Source organism: Erythrobacter sp. EC-HK427, assembly GCF_902498745.1.
Lineage (GTDB): Bacteria > Pseudomonadota > Alphaproteobacteria > Sphingomonadales > Sphingomonadaceae > Alteraurantiacibacter.
Genome location: NZ_LR701479.1, coordinates 792460 through 807046 on the forward strand (window position 1 = coordinate 792460; position 14587 = coordinate 807046).

The following is a 14587-nucleotide window of genomic DNA, read 5'->3' on the forward strand; positions in this document are numbered from 1 at the left end:
GTTGGCCGATTGCCGTGCCGCCCGGATTTCTCACATAAGGATCAACCCCATGCGCACGATCGCAACCCATATCTTTGCCTCGCTTGCAGCTGTCTCGATCAGCTCCACGCTGTTCATCAGCATCCTGTAAGTTTGCACAGAGCGCAATACGAAAGGGGCCGCTTCGCTGGTGCGAGGCGGCCCCTTTCGTTTGTGCGGGCGTTGGATCAGATCCGCGCAAGCAAGGCGTCCATCGCTTCGCGCTGATCGGCGCTGGCGAATTCGCGCATATCCTGGATGATCCGCCGTGCCTCGGCATTGCGGCCATTGGCGATCAGCGCGTTGGCATAGTGCCAGCGGATTTGCAGATTGCCCGGCTGGCCTTCCACCGCGCGGCTCAAATGCGTGAGCGCGGGGCCGGCCTGCCCGTTTTCGAGCAGCGCCCAGCCCAGCGTATCGGCAATGCGCGGATCGCGCGGGGCGAGTTCATGCGCGGCGCGCGCCCGGCGCAGCGCCTCGGCGTTGTCTCCCACGCGCAAGGCGGCGTGGGCGGCGTTATTGAGGATCACCGCATCGCTGGTGCCGCCATCCGCGAGCAGCGCGGCGTAGAGGCGCTCGGCCTCTTCGTCCTCGCCGCCCAACAAGGCCTCTTGCGCGGTCTGCGCGCGGTCGCCGAAACCCTCGGGACGCGTCGTGGCGACGCGGCGCGAGAAGCGGTCTTCTTCGCCCACGCGCGGGGCCAGCTCGGCGGCGAGCGCGAGCAATTGCGGGGTCGCGGTGGCGCTATCGGCAAGCGGGGCGACCAGCTGCCACGCCTCGCGCTCAGACCCTTCCTCCAGCAAGGCGCGGCCCAGCACGGTGCTGCCGTGCATATGGCCGGGCTGCGATTGCAGGAAGCGTTCGAGATGCGCGATGGCCTGTGCCGGGAAGCCGCGCAGATAAGCGAGTTCGCCCATCAGCAGTCGCCCCTGCGGGATTTTGCCGATCTCGCCTTCGGCCTGCTGGAGAATTTCCTGCGCCTCGTTCAGATCGCCCTCGGCAAAGGCCAGCTTGGCATCGAGCAGCAGCGCCAGCGGGTGTCCGGGCGCGATGGCGAGAATGGTTTCGAGATGCGCGTCGGCTTCGTCATTATTGCCGAGATCAGCGTGCGTCGCGGCGAGCGCGAACAGCGCGGCGAGGCTGGCGGGATGTTCCTCGCGGGCGGTCTCGTAGAAGGTCAGCGCCTCTTCCCAATCGCCGCGCATCACCCGCAACTGGCCTGCCAGCAGCAGCGCATCGTGATCGACCGGATCGGCTTCCAGCGCGCGGAGCGAGAAATCCTTCGCCGCAGTGGGCTGCCGCATGGCAATCGCCATCGCCCCGCGCATGGCAAGCAGGCGGGCATTGCCGGGGAAGGCTTCTATGGCCGCATCGGCGCGGGCAATGGCTTCGTCATTGCGGTCAAGCTCGCCCAGTGCGCGGATGCTCACCCATTCGGCAAGCGGCCCCGCTGGCCCTGCCGCCGCGCGTTCCAGCGCCAGCTCGAATTCGTCGCGCAGCAGCGCCGCGTGCGCAGCCAATGCGTCGATATCGGCGGGCGGGCTGCCGCTGTCGCGCAGCATCTGGATCACGCGCTCTGCCGCCTCGCCGTCTTCCAGCGCCAGCAACGTGCGGGCGTAGAAGTCGATCACTTCGGGCGTACGGGTTTCGGCGTCGTTCACCGCTGTCGCCAAAGCGACGCGCGCGGTGCGGTAATCGCGCGCCTCATACGCGGCGATGCCGTCAGACACAGGATCGCCGCCCAGCATTCCGCACGAAGCGAGCGTGAAGGCGGCGGCGGTGGCGAGCAGAGTGCGGTGCAATTTCATGCGCGCGTCTTACCGCGAATGGCTTAAACCTTGGCTAAGATCGGCGGGCATTTTCAGGGCCGTTTCCGGACAAAAAAGGGGCGCGGTTCCGCAGAACCACGCCCCCTGTGTTCTCTCTTGCCAGAGAAACTTATGCAGCAACCTTGCGGCGCTGGCGACGGGCAGCATAGACGCCGCCGAGGCCGAGACCGAAGAGCAGCAGACCAGCCGGAGCCGGAACCGGCGTGCCGGGAACCTGCGCCAGGTCGAAGTTGATGTCGAAGTGCGAGAGCACATTGCCGCTCGGATCGAGAATGTTGAGCCAAGCCGAGCCGCCGAAATCGCCGGTCTTGTCATTGGTGCCCGGGCCGAACTGGAAGGTGGTTTCACCAGCCAGCGGATCGTTCGGGTTCAGCGTGTAAGTCACGCCGCCAATGGTGATCGTGCCCGACGCGTTGGAGAAGTAATCCTGCGTGTTCGGATCGTAAGCGCCGCCACCGGCCTTATAATCGAAATGGGTGCCGTTGAGCGTGTCCAGCAGTCCGCTGAGCGACAGGTTCAGCGTGGCAACGGTGCCCGAGGGATTGATCGCGGTGCCAGTGAAAGTGCCGGTGCCGGCATCGGTATCAACCGAGAAGCGCGTGCCATCCTGGAACGAATAGTAACGCTCACAGCCACTATTCAGCGTGTTGGTCCACAGGCCGTGCGGGCAGGTGCCGCCGGTTGCGTTGGTCACGTTGTAATCGATAATGTCGGCCTGCGCCGGTGCGGCGATCATGCCGAGCGAAAGGATCGCCGCCGAAAGTGCCAGTTGCTTTTTCATATTCGTTTCCCGTCACCTGAAGAAATGTGATTCGTTGTTTGCTTGTCTGACGCTGGAAAAGCAGAAGCCGCCGCGCCAATCCACCGCGCGAAAAGCGGTGTCTCAAATCGGCGCAGTGCGGCGCGGCAAAGGTTAAACGGTTAACATTTTGCACCTTTTTACAGCCGGGTTGCGCCAGATCGGCCAGCGACAGGCCGTGTTGCATGGGGTGCAACACATATACACTATTTCGCATTTGAGTAATTTCGTTGCGCCAACTATTTGGGCCTCATCACGCGCACCAAGGGTAAGCGGTGCGCTGTCCCAAACCCCTGAGGTCTCGGCTCCCTCCCCCCTTCCTTGCCGAGGCCGACCTGCAAAATGGCCGTCTCCGCCGCTTTACGAAGCTGCGGGGCGGCCATTTTTCTTAGGTGCTTGGGGGTCGGTCAGCACTCTACGACGTTGACGGCGAGGCCGCCTTGGCTGGTTTCCTTGTATTTGCTCGACATATCGAGCCCGGTTTGCCGCATGGTCTCGATCACCTGGTCAAGGCTGACGCAGGTCGCCTCGTCGCGGTGGAGCGCCAGCCGCGCCGCGTTTACCGCTTTCACCGCGCCAATGGCGTTGCGCTCGATGCACGGCACTTGCACCAGTCCGCCCACCGGATCGCAGGTCAGGCCCAGATTGTGCTCCATCCCGATTTCTGCCGCGCTGGCGATCTGTGTGGGGCTGCCACCCCACAGCGCCGCCAGTCCGCCCGCCGCCATCGAACAGGCGACGCCCACTTCACCCTGACAGCCCATTTCGGCGCCTGAGATGGAGGCGCGTTGCTTGTAGAGCAAACCAATGGCTCCGGCGGTGAGAAGGAAAGTCCGGCGGCTCTCCAAGCAGGCTTGGCCATCGGCGGTCTGGCAATAGAAGCGGATGACCGCCGGAATAATCCCCGCCGCGCCATTGGTCGGCGCGGTCACCACGCGGCCCCCGGCGGCATTTTCCTCGTTCACCGCCATGGCATAGCAGTTGAGCCAGTCGAACAGCTGCTCGCGCTCGTTCGATTGCGGATTGGCGGAGAGCTTCTCCCACAATTCGGGCGCACGGCGGCGGACCTTGAGGCCGCCGGGCAGAATGCCGCGCTGGTGCAGTCCCCGGTCGATGCACGCGTCCATCGCCGCCGCAATCAGGTCGAGCCCGGCGAGCGTTTTCTCCCGCGCACGCGAAGCATCTTCATTGGCGAGCACCAATTCGGCGATGGAGTGGCCGGTCGCGGCGCACATGGTGAGCAATTCTTCCGCCGAGCCAAAATCATGCGGCACGCTTTTGCCGGTAGAGATGCGGTCTCCCTTCGGCTTGCGCTGCAATTGCGCCGCGCTCGCCACGAAGCCGCCGCCGGTGGAATAGTAGGTGCGCTCCAGTACTATGCCGCCTTCGGCATCGAATGCAGTCAGCGTCATCCCGTTGGGGTGCAGATCGGGCAGGATATGTCCGGCAAGATCGATATCGCGCGCCGGCTCGAACGCAATGGCGTGCTTTCCGCCAAGTGCAATCCGCCCGGCCGCCGCGATCCCGGCCAGCGCCGCAGCGCATTCGTCCGGGTTGGCGGTCTCGGGGGCATAGCCTGCAAGCCCCAGAATCGTCGCATCCACCGTGCCGTGACCCACTCCCGTCAGCGCCAGCGAGCCTTGCAGCTCCACCCGCACCCGCGCCACCTGCGCTAACCTGCCCGCTCTCGCCAGCGCCGCCACAAACCGCCTCGCAATCCGCATCGGCCCCACCGTGTGCGAGGAGGACGGGCCGATCCCGATGCGGAAAATGTCGAGCACGGACAGCATGGGCAGCGGGATGCGCTCGCCCGCCCCAAAAGGCAATATGGTTTCAATCGAAACCGCCCTCGCGCGGCTGCACTTTGGCTGTGGGTAAAGCCGCCGCTTCGGGTTTGGGTTTCGCCCTCTCCGCGCCTATATACTCGGTATGGACACTACCCCCGAAAATACGCCCGAACCGCAGAGCGGAAAGCCCAAGCAAGGCGGCGAATATTCTTCCGAGAGCATCAAGGTTCTCAAAGGCCTTGATGCGGTGCGCAAGCGGCCCGGCATGTATATCGGGGATACCGATGACGGCAGCGGCCTGCACCACATGGTGTTCGAAGTCAGCGACAACGCGATTGACGAGGCGCTGGCCGGGCATTGCGACCTCGTGCTGATCGAATTGAACGCCGATGGCAGTGTCTCGGTCGAGGATAATGGCCGCGGTATTCCGGTGGACATCCACAGGGAAGAAGGCGTCTCGGCGGCCGAAGTCATCATGACGCAGCTGCACGCAGGCGGCAAGTTCGAGAACACCAGCGACGACAACGCCTACAAGGTCTCAGGTGGCCTCCACGGTGTGGGCGTGTCGGTGGTGAACGCGCTGTCCGAATGGCTCGAACTGGTCATCTGGCGCGACGGCAAAGAGCATTGGATGCGCTTCGAGCATGGCGATGCGGTGGAGAGCTTGCGGATTGTCGGCGATGCCCCGCCGGTCGCGTCCAATGGTGACGATAATGGCCTGAAAAAGGGCACCCGCGTTACCTTCAAGGCGAGCGAAGAGACGTTCAAGAACGTCCTCGAATTCGATTTCGACAAGCTGGAGCATCGCTACCGCGAACTCGCCTTCCTCAATTCGGGCGTGCGCATCCTGATCCGCGACAACCGGCACGAGGAAGTGCTGGAGCACGATCTGTTCTACGAAGGCGGGATCGGTGCGTTTGTGAAATATCTGGATCGCAACAAGGTGCCGCTGGTGCCCGAACCGATTTCCGTCAGCGCGGAAAAGGAAGGCATCGGCATCGATGTCGCGCTGGAATGGAACGACAGCTATTACGAAAACGTCCTCTGCTTCACCAACAACATTCCGCAGCGCGATGGCGGCACGCACCTGGCCGCTTTCCGCGCCGCGCTGACCCGCACGCTCAACAATTACGCCCAATCCTCTGGCCTGATGAAGAACGCCAAGGTCTCGCTTTCGGGCGAGGATATGCGCGAAGGGCTGACCGCGATTGTCAGCGTCAAACTGCCCGATCCCAAATTCGGCAGCCAGACCAAGGACAAGCTCGTCAGCAGCGAGGTGCGCCAGCCGCTCGAAAGCCTGATGGGCGAGAAGATGACCGAATGGCTGGAGGAAAATCCGGGCGATGCCAAATCGATCATCCAGAAGGTGATTGACGCTGCCGCCGCGCGCGAAGCGGCGCGCAAGGCCCGCGAAATGAGCCGCAAGGGCGCGATGAGCGTCGCCAGCCTGCCGGGCAAGCTCTCCGATTGCCGCGAGCGTGATCCGGCCAAGTCTGAAATCTTTCTGGTCGAGGGCGATTCCGCCGGTGGCTCGGCCAAATCTGGCCGCGACAGCAAATATCAGGCGATTCTGCCGCTGAAGGGCAAGATCCTCAATGTCGAGCGCGCGCGGTTTGACCGGATTATCAGTTCCAAGGAAGTCGGCACGCTGATCCAAGCGATGGGCACCGGCCTGCGCGACGAATTCAATCTGGAAAAGCTGCGCTACCACAAGATCGTCATCATGACCGACGCCGATGTCGACGGGGCGCATATCCGCACGCTGCTGCTCACCTTCTTCCACCGCCAGATGCCCGAAATTATCAAGGCCGGGCACCTCTTCATCGCCCAGCCGCCTTTGTTCAAAGTCGCCAAGGGCAAGAGCGAGGTCTATCTGAAAGACCAGGGCGCGCTCGACCGCTACCTGGTGAGCAATGGCTTGCAGGATCGCGTGCTGGAAACCGCGGGCGGCGCACGTTCGGGCGCGGACCTCGCTGATCTGGTGGACAAGGCGCTGCTGCTCAAAAACCTGATGGCCTTTGTGCCGCGCAAATATGATACCAATGTGATCGAAGCGATGGCGATGGCAGGCGTGCTCGATCCTGAATTGAGCGATACGCAGCGCAATGAACGGCTCGCCCATGCGGCAGCGCAAATCCAACTGAGCGATGCTGAAGCGCAATGGAGCTCGCACCTCACCGATGATGGCGATGTGCGGTTCGACCGGGTGTGGCGCGGCGTGGCCGATGTCCATCTGATCGACGGCAAGTTCCTCGATAGTGCCGAAGCGCGCAAGCTGCACAAACGCGGCGTGGAACAGGCAGAAACCTATGCCTCGCCCGCAAGGCTGGTGAAATTGGGCAGCGCAGCAGCGGCACAGCTTGCTGAGGCGGAAGGAGAGGAAGGGGCTGCAGATGCACCCGCCTTCGACCCCAACACCGCGATCACGCGGCCAAGCCAGCTGCTCGAAGCGGTGCTGGCAGCAGGCCGCAAGGGCCTCGCGATCAGCCGTTACAAAGGTCTGGGCGAAATGAATGCCGAGCAATTGTGGGAAACAACGCTCGATCCGGCCAACCGCGAGCTGTTGCAGGTGAAGGTCGAGGACGCGGATGTGACCGACGAGATTTTCACCCGCCTGATGGGCGATGTCGTCGAACCCCGCCGCGAGTTCATTCAGGACAATGCGCTGAACGTCGCCAATCTGGATATCTAATCGGCCGCCATCATCGCCTTCAGCTTGGCCAGTGCGTCCATCTTTAGCTGGTGGACGCGCGGCACGCTGACTTCGAGCACGGCGGCGATTTCGGTGAGGTTCAGTTCCTCGACGAAGTAAAGCTGGAGCACCAGTTGCAGCCGCCCGGGCAGCTGCGCCACCGCGTCGCCCAGCCGTTCGTTATCCTGCAAGGCGGCGAGTAGATCGAAGGCATCGGGCGCGTCGCTCCTGAACGCGGCGTCGCTATCATGCTCCACTGCATCGATTGAGGATAGCTGCACCGCTTCGGTGTCGAAGGCGGGCAGTTCGGCCAGCAGGATTCCCAACGCCTCTGCCAGCTCGGGCGGCGTTGCGGGCCGACCCAGTTGCTGTTCGAGCCGCGCGCGCGCGTCCTCCACCCGGCGGCGGCGCTGCACCCGCTGGCGGCTTTCGGGCATGGTCTTGCGCACCAGATCGAACATCGCGCCGCGCACGCGGATTTTCGCATAGGCGGCAAAGCCGTCCTCGCCCGGCCCGTCATGGTTCTGCGCGCATTCGGTGAGCGCGATAAAGCCCGCCTGCATCAGATCATCGACGTCGAGCCCGTCGCAACCGCCACCATAGATGTGCCACGCGGCCTTTTGCACCATCGGCACAAAGCGGGTTACGCGGTCGGCAACGATATCGCGCTGGCCATAGGCGGCGGCGAAGGCTTTCTGGTCATGCTTCATGCGGGAACACCTTGGGGAATATTCCGGAATTGCGGGGGTTCGGGCGCGGGCGCCGGTTTGCTCGCGCCGCCGATCACGCCTTTGACCGCGACGGGCTGGCTGGCGGGGAGTTCGTTGATCGACAACACCAGACAATGCGCCCCGCGCTGACGCAGCAGCGCGGCTATCGCGCGGCGGGCGGGCGGCTGGACAATCAGCGCCAGCCCCGCACCATCGGTCTGCGCCTCGGCAAAGGCGGCCACCTGCTCGCCGATCTGGCGCGCGCAATCGGGCTCGATCATCGGCTGGCCGGTCGCCGGATCGCGCATTCCGCCGATAATCGCGCTTTCCAGCTCGCTATCGAGCGTGATGACGCCCAGCGTCTGCCCCGGCGGGCAAATCTGCCCGACTAGCCAGCCGCCCAGATCGGCGCGAATATGGTCGACCAGCGCGTTGAAATCCTGCGTGCTTTGCAAGCCGATGGCGAGGCTGGAGACAATCGGCACCGGACTGGCGAGCGAAATCCCGTCCGCCAGCAGCGCGCGCAGCAGGCGGGTGAGCGCGGCAAGGCTCAGCGGATCGGGATAAACCGCCTCGACCAGCCCCGGCGTGGCTTCGCGCAGACCGTCCAGCAGCGCGCGCACTTCCTCCGGCCCCAGCAATTGCTCCGCCCTGTTGCCCAGCAATTGGCTGACATGGGTGGCGATGACGGTGGGGGCGTCGACCGTCAGGAACCCCTCCGCAATCGCCAGATCGCGCTCGGCGGGATTGATCCACAATGCCGGACAGTTGAAACTGGGATCGCGGGTCGGCTCCCCCTGCAAGCCGTGGCGTGGCCCCACATCGCCGGTATCGATGGCGAGCAGCGCATCGGGCCGCGCCTCGGCCCGTGCGATCTCCACCCCGCCAAGGATGATGCGATAGGCATTGGGCGGCAGTTCCAGCGCATCACGGATACGGAATTGCGGCACGACGAAGCCGAAGCTCTGGCTCAATTGCTTGCGCACGCCGGTGATGCGGGTGACGAGCGGCGATCCGCGCGATTCGGCGACGTAATGAACAAGGCCGTAGCCGAGTTCGAGCGTCACCAGCGTCTTGTCGCTCACATCGGCAATGGCGATGCGCTGCGGATCATCGTCCACCTTCGCTTCCGGTGCAGCCTCGACAGGGGCGACATAGGTCTTGAGCTTGCGATAGAGCCAGAAGGCGAGCGCCGCGGCGGGCAGGAAAATCATCTGCGGCATGGCGGGCACCAGCCCGATGGCACCGAGCACGATGGCAACCGGAAGCCAGGTGGACGGATCGCCGAATTGCCGCCCGATTTGCCCCGTCAGATCGGACTTGTCGGCAACACGGGTGACGATGGATGCCGCCGCGATGGACAGGAGCAGCGCGGGCACCTGCGCCACCAGAGCATCGCCCACAGCCAGCGTCACATAGACTCCCGCTGCCTCGGCTGCCGAAAGCCCGTGCGCCAGCATACCGAGCGCGAAACCGGCGATCAGGTTGATTCCAAGGATCAGCAGCGCGGCAATCGCATCGCCTTTGACGAATTTGGACGCACCATCCATCGCACCGTAGAAATCCGCCTCGGTCGCGACTTCGGCGCGGCGCGCTTTCGCCTCGTCCGAGGTCATCAGGCCCGCCGCGATATCGGCGTCAATCGCCATCTGTTTGCCGGGCAAGGCATCCAGTGTGAAGCGCGCCGACACTTCGGACACGCGGCCCGCGCCCTTGGTGATGACGACCATGTTGATGATGAGCAGGATCACGAACACGAACAAGCCGACCGCGAAATTGCCGCCGACCAGAAATGCACCGAAGCTCTCGATCACGTGCCCTGCCGCCGCGCCGCCCTCATGCCCGTTGACGAGCACGATGCGGGTCGAGGCGACATTCAAGGCGAGGCGCAGCAGCGTCGCAAACAGCAGCACGGTGGGGAAGGACGAGAAATCGAGCGGCTTGCCGGCATTCAGTGCGGCCATCAGCACGCCGATGGACAGGGCGATATTGAAGACGAAGAACGCGTCCAGCATCAGCGTCGGGATCGGCAGCACCATCATGGCTATCAGCGCGAGAATGCCCGCAGGCAGCGCGATCATCGCCGGATTGGGGGCGAAACGTCTCATCAGATTGCCGATCACAGTCCGAACACCCGCAATTGTGCATAGGCATGGCGCACATGGCCCGCCGCGCGCGGGGACAGGGCGGAGGAACCGTCAGCCAGCCCGAAACTGGCGCTCAGCGTCTCGGCCATAGAAGGCCGCGTGGTGGCGGTGGCCGCCAGCGGCTGGCCGGGCATCCCGAACCCGGTGAAAGGTGGCGGCGTACCGCCCGCATAACCCTGCGCGTCCGTCGCGGCGGCGATCTGCAGGAAGTCGGGCAATTCGCCCGGCGCTGCATTCTGCATCGCGGTTTCCACCTTGTTGCGCAGGAATTGCGCCACTTCCGCCACCGTGCGCGCGCTGCCGTCGCGTTCGTAGAAGATCGGGCGGTTGGCGCGGGCAGCGGCGGGCAGGATGCTGTCCGCCCGCGCATCGGGCGAGGACTGCAAACTGCGCAGGAAGCGCGTCGCCCCGCCCTGCCCGAGGAAATGCGCAAGATAGAGCTCGCTCGCATCGGGCTCGCGCCCCAGCACCGGCAACAGCGCGGCGCGGTTGTCGCTCGCCAAAGCCCCCGCCATGATCGAGGAGGCCTGCGGATCGAAGCGCAGATCCATGATCGTCTCGCGCATCGCCGGATCGCGCACAAAGGCACGCCCGCCCCGCATTCCGATGGCGTCGGCATAGGTGCCATAGCCATGCGCACTGCCGTGGCGGTATAGCGTGTCGAGCCAGGTCTGCTCGATAAACTGGAACAATCCGCTCGCGGTGGACGTGCGCGCTTCGGCTTCCGGATCCATCGCGGATTCGATTTGCGCTTGCGCCAGCAGATAGCCGAAATCGACGCCCGTGCGGTTCGCCGCTGCGGCAATCGCCTGCTCCACCGGAGTGGCCACGCGCGCCGCAGGCGTAATCCCGGCATTGGTAAACGGATCAACCATCGATCAAACCCCTTGCGAAATCGCTCGGGGAGGCACTTTGCAAATGCCGTGCCAGCTTGCGCAGGAGGTCAGCCGCCGATGGCAGTGGGCCGCGAATACAGGCCGGGAGACTGGGTCAAAACATCCAACCGCGCCGCCACATTCGCCGCAAGCAGATTGCGCAGCTTGCGATTTACCTCGTTCTGGTGGCGCGCGGCTTCCAGCAGACCGCGACATTCGGCGTCGATCCCGGCGGCATCATGGCCTTCCAGCAGACCGCACAAATCGCTTTTGCCCGTATGTGCCAGCACCAGCGCATCGACATCGAGTCCGGCAAGCGCTTGCCGCTCACTATCAAGCGCGGCAAGCATTTGCCGCAGCGTGTCGGCCAGAGGGGCGGCTACACTATGGCGCTGTCCAGCCACGCTCATTGGCCACCGCTCAGCATCAGGCGGGCAGCGATAATCGCGTCGGTGATCTTGGCCGGGACAATCGGATAGCTGCCATCGCGCAAAGCATTGCGGATTTCGGAGACCCGCTCGGCATCGATGCGCGGCGATCCGGCGCTGATCCGCGCCTCGGTGGATACGGTCACGCCCGCTTGCGGCGCGGCCTGCGCCTGCTGCGCACCGGAGCGCACAATACCGCGTTCTTTGCCCGCCGCAATGTCACGCAGCGGTGCCGAAGGGCTCAGTCTGGTAACGTCATAGGGAGACATCGTCCCGGCTCCTTTTGTCACTATCTGCCCATAGAACGGACGGCGCGCGGCGGGTTTAAGGGTGTGGCAAGTTTCGCCTCAATTGAGTGGAATTACCGCCCGCGCCGGCGTGACCAGCTGCGCGCGCAATTCGTCGCGCCGCCCTTCGGGCCGCACGCGGATCCAGTCGCCAATCGCGCCGTCTTCCAACGCCTCGCCCTGCTGCACGACCGAAAAGCCGCGCCCTTCAATGGCGATGGCGAGCATCTGCCCGCGTTCGATCACGATGGGCGCGGGTTGCCCCGATGGCCCACTTGCCAATGCGCCAGCACCCTGCGCCCGCAGCACCGGCACGAAAATCTGCCAGCGTTCCGGCCCCGGGCATACGACGCGCACCATGTCCTGGTTCTGCCCGTACCAGTCGAGTTCGAGCGGCGGCGTGCAATCGGCCAGCCGCAAGCGCCGGTCGACCGGTTGCATCGCTCCTCCGGCAGACCCGGTCGGCACGCCGGTGAAGGCAGCGACGCGGGCATCGATGCGCTGGTGGTCGATCAGCCCGCCCGATTGCGCCCAAGCGGCAGCGGGCAGAAGGGCAAGGCAGGCGGAGGCGCAAAGCGCAAGACGGATAGGCATGGTGGTGCTCCCAAAAGCGGATACGCCCACGCCTAAAGCAATTGCTGTGCCAGACCCGGCGGCGCGTCATGCGCGAACACCGCGACGATCTGCGCGCTCCCGGCCTGCTGCACCACCACGCGCGGGGCGTAGCCTGCGGCGATGGCGGCTGTGGCAAGTTCCTCGCTGCGACGCTGCATCGCTTCCCTTTCGGCAAGCGCGGCATAGCTGGCGGTGATGGTCAGATGCTGCCCGTCACCGCGCTCGGTTGCCTCCAGCCAGTCGGCGAAATCGGGGCCTGCAGGGCCATCGACAAAAATCTCCGCTGCCGCGCCGAAGGCCGGATCGGCATATTCGCGCTCTGCCAAGGCCTCCCCGGCATCGGGCCGCAAAGCAGCGGCGGTCAGGATGAACAGCAGCAGCGACATATCAGCGAGCGCCACCAGCCACGCGCGGTCGGTTTGGACAGAAAGCATCGCCTACACTCCCGCCCGCGCCAGCCGCTCTGCGGTGGTGGAGGGGCAGCCCTGCTCCACCGTTTCGGCGAGCCAGCGCATCAGTGCCTCTCGGTCAGCATCCTCGTCCTCCCCGCGCCGCGCGATCAGCCGGACAACGGGGTAGAACAGCAGATGCGCCAGCAGCAGGCCGTAAAGCGTGGTGAGCACCGCTTGCCCGATGCCCGCCATCAAATGGCTTTCATCCACCGCCGAAAGGTTCAGCTGACTCAGCGCAAACAATGTGCCGACCATGCCGAAGACAGGCGACAATTCGGCCGCCAGCTTGAGCGGGCCGATAGCCTTCTCGCGCATCGCCAGCCGCTCGCGGCGAAACCGGTCATGCGTTGCCAGCATCGAAGCAAGCGAACGGTCATGGATCAGCGCGCTGGTGGCCGCGAGGATTTCCTCGTCCGAGGTGTGGCAGGATTGCGCGCGCAAAAGCCCGTCATGGCGGATGATCTCGACATCGCGGGCAATCTCTGCACGCGCGCGCGGCAGATCGAAGCGCGGGCGCAGCAGGGTGAGCAGCGCCGCCACGCTCTTGCCGATCTCGCTCCGCCCGCTGCCCAGCACGGTGGCGAGCAGCGTGCCGCCCAATACGATGGCGAAGCCGGTTGTGTCCCACAAGGCTGACAGGTTCATGCGCAATTCCTTCTCAGGCACACAGAACGTCACACGCCCGGTGATTTTCAGGCGGCGGCAAGCATTTGCCGCTTCCGGCAAGCCCCTGCCGCTCTGCCTGCCGCTCTGCCCGTAAACTGCCCTGTTCCGCGCAATTGGCACGCTGCTTGCTGAATACTGCCCGACACAATGCGTGTGCAGCCAATCGGAGGCAGACTGATGAGCGAAAGACTGTTCGGCATTCACGGCGCGGCGCTGGAACTGCGCTCACACCGCATGGGCCTGCTCACATCGAACATCGCCAATGCGGCAACGCCGGGCTACCGCGCCCGCGATATCGACTTTGCCGCCGCGCTCGATGCCCGCATGGGCGGGGCGAGCCGCAATGATGCGATCAGTGCCGCCACCCGTTACCGCGTGCCCACCATGCCTTCGCTCGATGGCAATACGGTTGAGCTGGCGAACGAACAGCTGGCCTTTTCCGAGAACGCGGTCGCCTATTCGGCCTCGCTCGAATTCCTCAATGGCCGGGTGAATACCGTCACCCGCGCGCTGAAGGGGGAATAGCCATGTCCTCAAACAGCGAAGCGATAGGACAAGCAGGATGAGCGGCCCCGAAAGCCTGTTCGGCCTCGTCCAGCGCGGAATGTCTGCGCAGATGATCCGTATGAACACCGCCGCCTCCAATCTGGCGAATGCGGGGTCGGTCTCTTCGTCGGAGGAGCAAGCCTACCGCGCGCTGCGCCCGGTGTTCCAGGCCGATCTCGCCCGCGCCGATGGCCTTGCCGGGGTGCGCGTGTCCGAAGTGCGGCAGAGCGATGTGCTGCCCACCCGCCGTTACGATCCCGATCACCCGCTGGCCGATGCCGAGGGCAATGTCTGGGAAGCCGCCGTCAACGAAAGCGCCGAAATGGTCGAGATCATGGAGGCCGCGCGGCAATACCAGAACCTCGTCGAAGCGATGCAGACCGCCAAACAGCTGATGCTGGAAACCCTCAGGAGCAAATGATGAACGCGATTACCACCGCTTTGCCGGATAGCACCCTGCGCACGATCAACGCCGCCGGTGATCCGCCGGTCGCGCGCCAGCCCACGGGGCTAGGCGCGATGGACCAGGGCGATTTCCTCACGCTGATGCTGGCGCAATTGCAGCAGCAAGACCCGCTGGAGCCGGTCGATAACACCCAGATGCTGGCGCAGATGGCGCAGTTCACCGCGCTTGCGGGCACCACCGAAACCAACGCCACGCTGGGCGATATCTCGGCCAAGCTCGATGCGCTGATCGCGGCGCAGCAGGCCGTGCAGCCCGCCGCCTGATCCCTTT

15 protein-coding genes are annotated in these 14587 nt (G+C 64.6%); 4 read left to right on the forward strand and 11 right to left on the reverse strand.

All coding sequences use genetic code 11. The features are described 5' to 3' along the window. Positions 1-206: 206 nt before the first annotated feature. The 3 genes from GC121_RS03725 to GC121_RS03735 all read right to left on the reverse strand — a co-directional run bounded on the left by GC121_RS03725 (position 207) and on the right by GC121_RS03735 (position 4436). Entirely contained in the window at positions 207-1826 is a 1620-nt protein-coding gene (locus GC121_RS03725) for a tetratricopeptide repeat protein (protein ID WP_151972821.1), read from the reverse strand. A 130-nt stretch (positions 1827-1956) separates the two neighbouring features. Continuing rightward, a complete protein-coding gene (locus GC121_RS03730) occupies positions 1957-2628 on the reverse strand; it encodes a PEP-CTERM sorting domain-containing protein (protein WP_151972822.1) in 672 nt (223 codons plus the stop codon). A 425-nt stretch (positions 2629-3053) separates the two neighbouring features. Continuing rightward, positions 3054-4436 carry an L-serine ammonia-lyase gene (locus GC121_RS03735; protein ID WP_151972823.1) on the reverse strand — a complete coding sequence of 461 codons (1383 nt, stop codon included), beginning with the start codon at positions 4434-4436 and terminating at the stop codon, positions 3054-3056. A gap of 139 nt (positions 4437-4575) precedes the next feature. Here GC121_RS03735 and gyrB point away from each other — a divergent pair, with 139 nt between their 5' ends. Then, positions 4576-7125: a DNA topoisomerase (ATP-hydrolyzing) subunit B gene (gene gyrB, locus GC121_RS03740; RefSeq protein ID WP_151972824.1), complete on the forward strand. Its 2550-nt coding sequence runs from the start codon at positions 4576-4578 to the stop codon at positions 7123-7125. Here the strand turns inward: gyrB and GC121_RS03745 are convergent. From GC121_RS03745 to GC121_RS03780, 8 genes are all read right to left on the reverse strand, one after another. Next, a complete protein-coding gene (locus GC121_RS03745) occupies positions 7122-7835 on the reverse strand; it encodes a sigma-70 family RNA polymerase sigma factor (protein WP_151972825.1) in 714 nt (237 codons plus the stop codon). The genes gyrB and GC121_RS03745 overlap by 4 nt on opposite strands. Continuing rightward, positions 7832-9943 carry a flagellar biosynthesis protein FlhA gene (locus tag GC121_RS03750; RefSeq protein WP_199857741.1) on the reverse strand — a complete coding sequence of 704 codons (2112 nt, stop codon included), beginning with the start codon at positions 9941-9943 and terminating at the stop codon, positions 7832-7834. Before GC121_RS03750 ends, GC121_RS03745 begins: the two co-directional genes overlap by 4 nt. A gap of 11 nt (positions 9944-9954) precedes the next feature. Continuing rightward, complete coding sequence (locus tag GC121_RS03755; protein ID WP_234421099.1) at positions 9955-10857, reverse strand: transglycosylase SLT domain-containing protein; 903 nt, start codon at positions 10855-10857, stop codon at positions 9955-9957. A 68-nt stretch (positions 10858-10925) separates the two neighbouring features. Continuing rightward, positions 10926-11267, reverse strand: a complete 342-nt coding sequence (locus GC121_RS03760; protein WP_234421100.1) for a flagellar protein FlgN — start codon at positions 11265-11267, stop codon at positions 10926-10928. After that, positions 11264-11554, reverse strand: coding sequence for a flagellar biosynthesis anti-sigma factor FlgM (locus GC121_RS03765; protein ID WP_151972826.1), 291 nt, complete (start codon positions 11552-11554; stop codon positions 11264-11266). Before GC121_RS03765 ends, GC121_RS03760 begins: the two co-directional genes overlap by 4 nt. 78 nt (positions 11555-11632) lie before the next feature. Continuing rightward, positions 11633-12166 (reverse strand): flagella basal body P-ring formation protein FlgA, encoded by a 534-nt coding sequence (locus tag GC121_RS03770; protein ID WP_151972827.1) that lies wholly within the window; start codon positions 12164-12166, stop codon positions 11633-11635. A 32-nt stretch (positions 12167-12198) separates the two neighbouring features. Beyond that, on the reverse strand, positions 12199-12621 hold the full coding sequence (locus tag GC121_RS03775; RefSeq protein ID WP_151972828.1) for a hypothetical protein: 423 nt from the start codon (positions 12619-12621) through the stop codon (positions 12199-12201). Positions 12622-12624: 3 nt separating this feature from the next. Next, on the reverse strand, positions 12625-13284 hold the full coding sequence (locus tag GC121_RS03780) for a MotA/TolQ/ExbB proton channel family protein (protein ID WP_151972829.1): 660 nt from the start codon (positions 13282-13284) through the stop codon (positions 12625-12627). A gap of 198 nt (positions 13285-13482) precedes the next feature. Here GC121_RS03780 and flgB point away from each other — a divergent pair, with 198 nt between their 5' ends. From flgB to GC121_RS03795, 3 genes are read left to right on the forward strand one after another with little or no spacing between them, the layout of a single operon-like run. Further along, positions 13483-13830: a flagellar basal body rod protein FlgB gene (gene flgB / locus GC121_RS03785; protein WP_151972830.1), complete on the forward strand. Its 348-nt coding sequence runs from the start codon at positions 13483-13485 to the stop codon at positions 13828-13830. A gap of 37 nt (positions 13831-13867) precedes the next feature. After that, the gene (gene flgC / locus GC121_RS03790; RefSeq protein WP_151972831.1) at positions 13868-14272 is read left to right on the forward strand and encodes a flagellar basal body rod protein FlgC; all 405 of its coding nucleotides are present in this window, start codon (positions 13868-13870) and stop codon (positions 14270-14272) included. Further along, positions 14272-14580, forward strand: coding sequence for a flagellar hook assembly protein FlgD (locus GC121_RS03795; RefSeq protein ID WP_234421101.1), 309 nt, complete (start codon positions 14272-14274; stop codon positions 14578-14580). Before flgC ends, GC121_RS03795 begins: the two co-directional genes overlap by 1 nt. Positions 14581-14587: the final 7 nt, after the last annotated feature.

Coding starts and splice junctions, on each gene's coding strand:
- flgB (WP_151972830.1), top strand. CDS start 13,483: ATGAGCGAAAGACTGTTCGGCATTCACGGCGCGGCGCTGGAACTGCGC.
- gyrB (WP_151972824.1), top strand. CDS start 4,576: ATGGACACTACCCCCGAAAATACGCCCGAACCGCAGAGCGGAAAGCCC.
- GC121_RS03745 (WP_151972825.1), bottom strand. CDS start 7,835: ATGAAGCATGACCAGAAAGCCTTCGCCGCCGCCTATGGCCAGCGCGAT.
- GC121_RS03760 (WP_234421100.1), bottom strand. CDS start 11,267: ATGAGCGTGGCTGGACAGCGCCATAGTGTAGCCGCCCCTCTGGCCGAC.
- GC121_RS03795 (WP_234421101.1), top strand. CDS start 14,272: ATGAACGCGATTACCACCGCTTTGCCGGATAGCACCCTGCGCACGATC.
- GC121_RS03765 (WP_151972826.1), bottom strand. CDS start 11,554: ATGTCTCCCTATGACGTTACCAGACTGAGCCCTTCGGCACCGCTGCGT.
- GC121_RS03730 (WP_151972822.1), bottom strand. CDS start 2,628: ATGAAAAAGCAACTGGCACTTTCGGCGGCGATCCTTTCGCTCGGCATG.
- GC121_RS03755 (WP_234421099.1), bottom strand. CDS start 10,857: ATGGTTGATCCGTTTACCAATGCCGGGATTACGCCTGCGGCGCGCGTG.
- GC121_RS03750 (WP_199857741.1), bottom strand. CDS start 9,943: ATGAGACGTTTCGCCCCCAATCCGGCGATGATCGCGCTGCCTGCGGGC.
- GC121_RS03725 (WP_151972821.1), bottom strand. CDS start 1,826: ATGAAATTGCACCGCACTCTGCTCGCCACCGCCGCCGCCTTCACGCTC.
- GC121_RS03775 (WP_151972828.1), bottom strand. CDS start 12,621: ATGCTTTCTGTCCAAACCGACCGCGCGTGGCTGGTGGCGCTCGCTGAT.
- GC121_RS03735 (WP_151972823.1), bottom strand. CDS start 4,436: ATGCTGTCCGTGCTCGACATTTTCCGCATCGGGATCGGCCCGTCCTCC.
- flgC (WP_151972831.1), top strand. CDS start 13,868: ATGAGCGGCCCCGAAAGCCTGTTCGGCCTCGTCCAGCGCGGAATGTCT.
- GC121_RS03780 (WP_151972829.1), bottom strand. CDS start 13,284: ATGAACCTGTCAGCCTTGTGGGACACAACCGGCTTCGCCATCGTATTG.
- GC121_RS03770 (WP_151972827.1), bottom strand. CDS start 12,166: ATGCCTATCCGTCTTGCGCTTTGCGCCTCCGCCTGCCTTGCCCTTCTG.